At 70.7% G+C, this 5,732-nt stretch carries 6 protein-coding genes and 1 pseudogene; 6 read left to right on the top strand and 1 reads right to left on the bottom strand.

The annotated features are described in order from the left end of the window. The 4 genes from NBW84_RS08380 to NBW84_RS08365 all read left to right on the top strand — a co-directional run. On the top strand, positions 1-200 hold a 200-nt coding region (locus NBW84_RS08380; RefSeq protein WP_250283327.1), incomplete at its 5' end, for a hypothetical protein. Between the two features lie 97 nt (positions 201-297). Further along, entirely contained in the window at positions 298-504 is a 207-nt protein-coding gene (locus NBW84_RS08375; RefSeq protein WP_250283324.1) for a hypothetical protein, read from the top strand. A 441-nt stretch (positions 505-945) separates the two neighbouring features. Further along, entirely contained in the window at positions 946-1,083 is a 138-nt protein-coding gene (locus tag NBW84_RS08370; RefSeq protein ID WP_250283323.1) for a hypothetical protein, read from the top strand. Continuing rightward, positions 1,080-2,609, top strand: coding sequence for a glycosyltransferase (locus tag NBW84_RS08365; RefSeq protein WP_250283321.1), 1,530 nt, complete (start codon positions 1,080-1,082; stop codon positions 2,607-2,609). Before NBW84_RS08370 ends, NBW84_RS08365 begins: the two co-directional genes overlap by 4 nt. Positions 2,610-2,661: 52 nt before the next feature. Here the strand turns inward: NBW84_RS08365 and NBW84_RS24155 are convergent. Beyond that, a pseudogene (locus NBW84_RS24155) lies at positions 2,662-3,003 on the bottom strand (hypothetical protein); the annotation flags it as partial. An 854-nt stretch (positions 3,004-3,857) separates the two neighbouring features. On the opposite strand from NBW84_RS24155, the gene NBW84_RS08360 reads away from it, so the two are divergent. Together NBW84_RS08360 and gap are read left to right on the top strand one after the other, a co-directional pair. Continuing rightward, positions 3,858-4,058: a hypothetical protein gene (locus NBW84_RS08360; RefSeq protein ID WP_250283319.1), complete on the top strand. Its 201-nt coding sequence runs from the start codon at positions 3,858-3,860 to the stop codon at positions 4,056-4,058. A 641-nt stretch (positions 4,059-4,699) separates the two neighbouring features. After that, the gene (gene gap, locus NBW84_RS08355) at positions 4,700-5,707 is read left to right on the top strand and encodes a type I glyceraldehyde-3-phosphate dehydrogenase (protein WP_250283316.1); all 1,008 of its coding nucleotides are present in this window, start codon (positions 4,700-4,702) and stop codon (positions 5,705-5,707) included. The last annotated feature ends 25 nt before the right edge of the window (positions 5,708-5,732 follow it).

Below are 5,732 nucleotides of genomic sequence, written 5' to 3'. Positions count from 1 at the left end.
GTATAAGAGACAGGGCCGACGCGGTGGGGCGCGACGCGGTGGGGCCCGCGCGGCCGGCCGCCGGCCCGGTGCCGGACCTGCTCGCCGCCCACCCGGCCACCACCGACGCGGTGGCGGCGCTGCTCGGCGCGGAGCCGGTTCCACAGCGGTCACATCCATTTCCCACAGGTGCCGAGCCGATGCATGAACGGCCTGAGTAGATACCTGGATGCGCCGTAGGGTGATCGTATCGATGCTCCTGCGACCGTACCGAGGCACGGGTGGCCTCTGGGGCATGGGCTCCGGCTTGGAGGGGTGGTGGCGACGGCGCGTCGTGCTCGTGCGATCGCGGAGCGGGCGGAGCGGGAGTCCGCGGAGGCGATCCGCAGCGCGGTCGCCCGGTTGCCAGGTTCGTTGTCGGTGCGTGATGTCGCCGAGCTGCTTGGTATCTCCCACCAGCGGGTCGCGCAGGTGCGAGCGGAGCTTGCCCAGGGTAGTGATGGGCGGGTGTCGGCTGGCGGGTGAGCGGGGTGCTTCGGCGCCACGGGGCACGTCCGTGGTTGTCGCGCTTTCTTTGTCCTGATATGTGATTCTCTGCCCGGATAGGGCTGGGGTGGGTTGCTGTGGGGGCCGGGCTGGCCGATGGGAGCGCCGGGCTCTACGTGCGACCGTAACCAAAGGTGGTATGTCGATTCCTGTAGGTTAAGTTTGCTGGTGGACGTGGATGTGGGTCGGTGTGCCGCCGGTCCGTTCCGAGGCGAGGGACTCGAGGAAGCCGAGGTGGAGGCCCGGAGAGGTACTCGCCGAAGGCCACTCGGTCATTTGTGCTCGCGTGGCCGGAGGGCTGGAGGTGCGCTGGCCGGAGGGCATGCGGCTGTGGCCATCCCGTCCACCTGGAGATCGTGCTGGAGATCATGAAGGCCCGGAAGCCCGAAGAGGCTTGAACAGGGAAGCAGGGAGGGCGGTATGGGGGTCGTCGTCGCGACGGACGTGCGGCTGCGCCGGCCACCGGAGGGCGGCGTCGGGGTGGGTGGTCACGGCGGGGCGGGTGGTTCCGGCGGGGTGGATGGAGGCGCCGTGGGCGAGGCGGTGCGGCGGTCATGACAACCGATCTGTCCAGCGCCGCCCCCTCCGCCGGGGGTCCTGCCGCCGTCCTGGCCGGGGCGGGCCGGGCCGGCGATCCAGACCGGTCGGCGGCCGGGGCCGGGCGGGCCGGCGCATCCGGGCGGGCCGGCGTATCTGAGCGGGCCGGGGCATCCGAACGGGCTGGGGCATCCGACAGGCAGCCGCGGACGGTGATGTACCTGGTCGAGGAGATGAACCGGGGCGGGGCGCAGCGGCGCACCGTGGAGCTGATGCGCCGGCTCGACCCGAACGAGTTCCGGCTGGTGTTCTGCTCGCTCAGCGGCCGGCGGGGCGAGCTCGATGACGAGATCCGTTCGCTCGGGGGCGAGGTGTACTACCGCCGGCTCGGCCCGGCCTTCCCGCTCACCTTCTACCTGCTGCTGCGCCGCGTGCGCCCGCAGGTCGTCCACGCGTACGCGTCGGATGCCACCGGGCTCGTGTTCGGTATCGCCCGGGTGGCCGGTGTGCCGCGCCGGGTCGCGCATTTCCGGGTCAGGGCCGACGGGGCTGGTGGCATCATCGGCCGGCCCGGTGACAGAACCGGAAGATCCGCTGGCGGAACCGGGTGGGCCGCTGGCGGAACCGGCTGGTCGGGTGCCACCACCCGCCGGCGGAGGCGCAACGCTGGCGCGCTTCTGCGGCACGCGGCGGGACAGGCGGCGCTCGACGCGAACGCGACCGATCTGCTGGCCGTGTGCGAGGCGGTCATGCGCGAGCTGTGGCGCCCGGAGTGGCGGGTCGACCCCCGCTGCCGGGTGATCTACAACGGGCTGGAGGTCGAGCCGTTCGGTGTCGCCATCGCGGCCCGCCGGCGTGCGCTGGAGAGCGTTCCCGAAGGGGCACGCAGCCCGGTCATCATGATCCATATCGGCCGGCCGGGAGCGAACAAGAACCGGGCCCGCGCCATCGACGTACTCGTCGCGCTGTGCGCGCGGGGGGTGGACGCCCGCCTACAGATCGTCGGGCGTCAGGACCCGGCGGAGACCGCGGAGCTGCTCGCCAGGGCGTCCGCCGGGGGGGTGCGTGGCCGCGTCGAGCTGCTCGGCGAGCGGGACGACGTGCCCCGGCTGCTGGTCGCCGCGTCGCTGCTGCTGGTCACCTCGTATCTCGAGGGCCTGCCGAGCGTCGTGCTCGAGGCGTGCGCGGTCGCCACTCCGGTGCTGGCCACGGACCTGCCCGGGATCGCGGAGGTCGCCCGCCTGCTGCCCGGGATCACGATGTTGCCGCTGTCCGCCACGGACGAGATCTGGGCCGACACGGCCCGGGCGCTGACCGCTGTCCAGCCGCTGCTCGAGGACCGGCGGGCGGCGCTGCGGCGCTTCGTGCGCTCGCCGTTCACGCTTGAGAACTGGCAGCGGGAGCTGACGGCGGTCTGGTCGCGGCCGCCTGAGCCGAGGCTGCCCGAGCGGTTGCCTGAACGGCACCGGCAGGCGGGCGGGCGGCTGTGCCCCGGCGGGCCGTCCAGCCGCCGTGCGAGAAGAACTCCCCGTCCGCCCAGCGGGTGACGACGTCCTGATCGGGCTGGGCGAACCGTTCGGGCAGGGCATCCAACGGATGCCAGGCCAGCCGGCGCGGCCGGCGGGGGAGGCCGGTGGCGGCCGCGCCGTGGGCGCCGGTGACGCCGTATGTGCAGGTGACGTGGAAGAACAGCCCAAGCTGTTCCCGGTCGTCCGCCCAGTGATGCGCCACGTGTTCCAGCCGGACATCCTCGAGCGTTGTCAGCAGCGCCGCCTGTTCACGCGCCACGCGGACCGCGGCGTCGCCGGCGGCCTGCCCCTCGAGGTTTCCGGCCGGCAGCCGCCAGCATGCCGGCGACGTCTCGTCGCCGGTGGTGAGAAGAATTCTGTCCCCGGTGCGCACCAACAGGTGAACCCGCACCGGCAGCGCCGACCGGCTCATTGTGCGGTGCGCTTTTCGTGGGGCGTGTCCCGGCACGTCGTCATGGCCGTATCCCGTTTCTCCGGACACCGTCGGGCCCGCTCCTGGCAGGGTGGTGCCGGTGCTGGCGGCCGGTGCCCTGTACCGGCGCGGTAAAGGTGCGGCGGCGCAGGTCGCACGACCGGGGGCTGTCGTCGTAACCTGTGCCGCCGCACCCGTGGTGCGGTACCGGCGCTCCCCACCCCGGTGGGGTGAGTGGGGACGGAGGCGGGGATCGCCGGTACCAGTCCGACCTCGGTGGCCGGGGCACGGTCAGCCGGCCACCGAGGAGTTCGTGGTCCCCTCGGAAAGGTCCCCGGCGACGCGAAAAAGGGGCATTATCGCGCGCCGCCGGAGACCAACTCGGAGCATGGATGACAATCAACATCCAGCGTCTTTCCGCCTCTTTGGAAGGCCGGCCGTCCGCTGAACTGTCTCGGAGCTTAGGGTGCGTCCGGCGGGTGCGTCCACTCTCAATTTCACGGTATCCGTGCCGGTCGAACTCCGGCTGCCGGACGATCAGTGCCCGGGCGTATTAGCCCGCCGGGGCGACGGCCGTCCGATGGCTGGTCACGCTCGAATCCAGAGGGTATCCGAACTCCCGGCCGGTGGGAACTCCCGGCTGTATTGTGTCCCGCTCCTGAAAACCGCGCACATCGTTCTGGCGGGGCCGTAAGAGGCCGTTCGGCGAATTATCGGAACTCCCTGTCGGGCGGGGAGATACGGCCGGGGCGGTACTCGCCGGGCGGGACTTCCGGCTCCGGCGGAATACGGACGTAATTTTCACAACCGGGCGACGACGGACATCTGGCGGTATCTCAACGGACGGTGGGCGCGTGGTGTGGCGGACGGTCCCGCTGCCTGCCCGCTGCCTGGCTGCCCGGAGCGCCTTCGCCCGGGGCGTCACGTTGACCGGCCGCGCGGCGCCGATCGGCGCGGCCGGCGCCACCGCGGCCCCGCCGCTGCCGGGACCGGGTGCTTCCGGGACCCGCCCCAGGGCCCGGCCGGTGGAACGGCGGTGGCGGGAGGTGCTGTGAGGTGGCGTGAGGGAGGTGGGAGAACGGTGACGGACGGGAACGGCACGGTGTCTCTTCCGGCAGGGTAGCGCGATGTGGTGTCCGCCACGTAAGGGGCCGGGGAAGGGGATATTGCGGGGCGATGGGTGCCTGTGTGATTGGTGTTACAGCCGCGGGTACCGTCGAGGACAGGCGGCCTTCCGAAGGGTGCGGCCGTAGCGGCCATACAGTTCAGGCGGTCGATTGGATGCGGTGAGTCACGGCTGCCGCCGATGGGTCGCGCCATGTCCTCCGCGACCGTGCCGGTCGGGCCGGCTCGGTCGAGCCATACTCGATCGAGCTGTATTGGTCGGACCGTATTGGTCGGACCATATCGATCGAGCCGCGCCGGCCGGGCCGTATCGGGCGGGCGCTGTCGGTCGGGCCGTACCGGTCGGGATTGCGGCGGTTGACGGATCGTGTTGATCGCCGGGCGACCGCCCGACCGCCCGGCCGGCCGGGGTCAAAACATCCCGCAGCCTACCAGAATTGAAAAAAGAGTCGAGCCGGGTAGTTCTGGACACGGCGGGCACGGATCTGTGAGGATGCCGGCCGGTGACCCTCAAAGTCGTTTAGGCTCACTGCGACAACGGAATGTACCGACGATAGAGGAGTTCTCTGACGTGGTTACGCGAGTGGGTGTCAACGGCTTCGGCCGTATCGGCCGCAACTTCTGGCGGGCGCTTCAGGCTAGTAAGCGTAACGACATAGAGATCGTTGCAGTGAACGACCTTACCGACAACAGGACACTTGCGCATCTGCTCAAGTACGATACTACGCTGGGCACGCTGTCGGAGCCGGTGAGTCCCGCCGACGGCGGGATCAAGGTCGGCGACGGCTTCCTCAAGGTGGTCTCCGAGCGTGACCCGGCGGCCCTGCCCTGGGGGGACCTCGGGGTCGAGGTCGTCGTCGAGTCCACCGGCCGGTTCACCAAGGCCGAGGACGCCCGCAAGCACATCCAGGCGGGCGCGAAAAAGGTGATCATCTCCGCGCCGGCCAAGGGCGAGGACCTCACCGTCGTCATCGGCGTGAACGACGACATCTACGACCCGGCGCAGCACACGATCCTGTCGAACGCCTCCTGCACGACCAACTGCGTGGCGCCGCTGGCCAAGGTTCTCGAGGACACCTTCGGCATCGAGCGCGGCCTGATGACGACCGTGCACGCCTACACCAACGACCAGGTCATCCTCGACTTCCCGCACTCGGACCTGCGCCGCGCCCGCGCCGCCGCCCAGAACATCATCCCGACGACGACCGGCGCGGCCAAGGCGACGTCCCTGGTGCTGCCGCAGCTCAAGGGCAAGCTGGACGGGCTGGCCCTGCGCGTTCCCGTCCTCGACGGGTCGGTGACCGACCTGGTCGTCACGCTCAAGCGCGAAGTCACGATCGAGGAGGTCAACGCCGCCTACCGGGCCGCCGCCGAGGGCCCGCTCAAGGGCGTCCTCGTCTACACCGAGGATCCGATCGTCTCCTCCGACATCGTGGGGACGGCCGCCTCCTGCACCTTCGACTCGCTGCTCACCATGGCCAGCGGCAACCAGGTGAAGGTCATCGGCTGGTATGACAACGAGTGGGGCTACTCCAACCGCCTGGTGGACCTCACCGCCCTCGTCGGCGGACGCCTGTAGGAACATCGGGGCGGAGAACCCTGTC

The organism is Protofrankia sp. CiP1_Cm_nod2 (assembly GCF_920664355.1).
Lineage (GTDB): Bacteria > Actinomycetota > Actinomycetes > Frankiales > Frankiaceae > Protofrankia.
This window is presented reverse-complemented; position numbering and strand designations above follow the sequence as displayed.

Bases quoted from the DNA above. Each gene is read 5' to 3' on its own strand.
- NBW84_RS08370 (WP_250283323.1), top strand. From the start codon at position 946: ATGGGGGTCGTCGTCGCGACGGACGTGCGGCTGCGCCGGCCACCGGAG.
- NBW84_RS08365 (WP_250283321.1), top strand. From the start codon at position 1,080: ATGACAACCGATCTGTCCAGCGCCGCCCCCTCCGCCGGGGGTCCTGCC.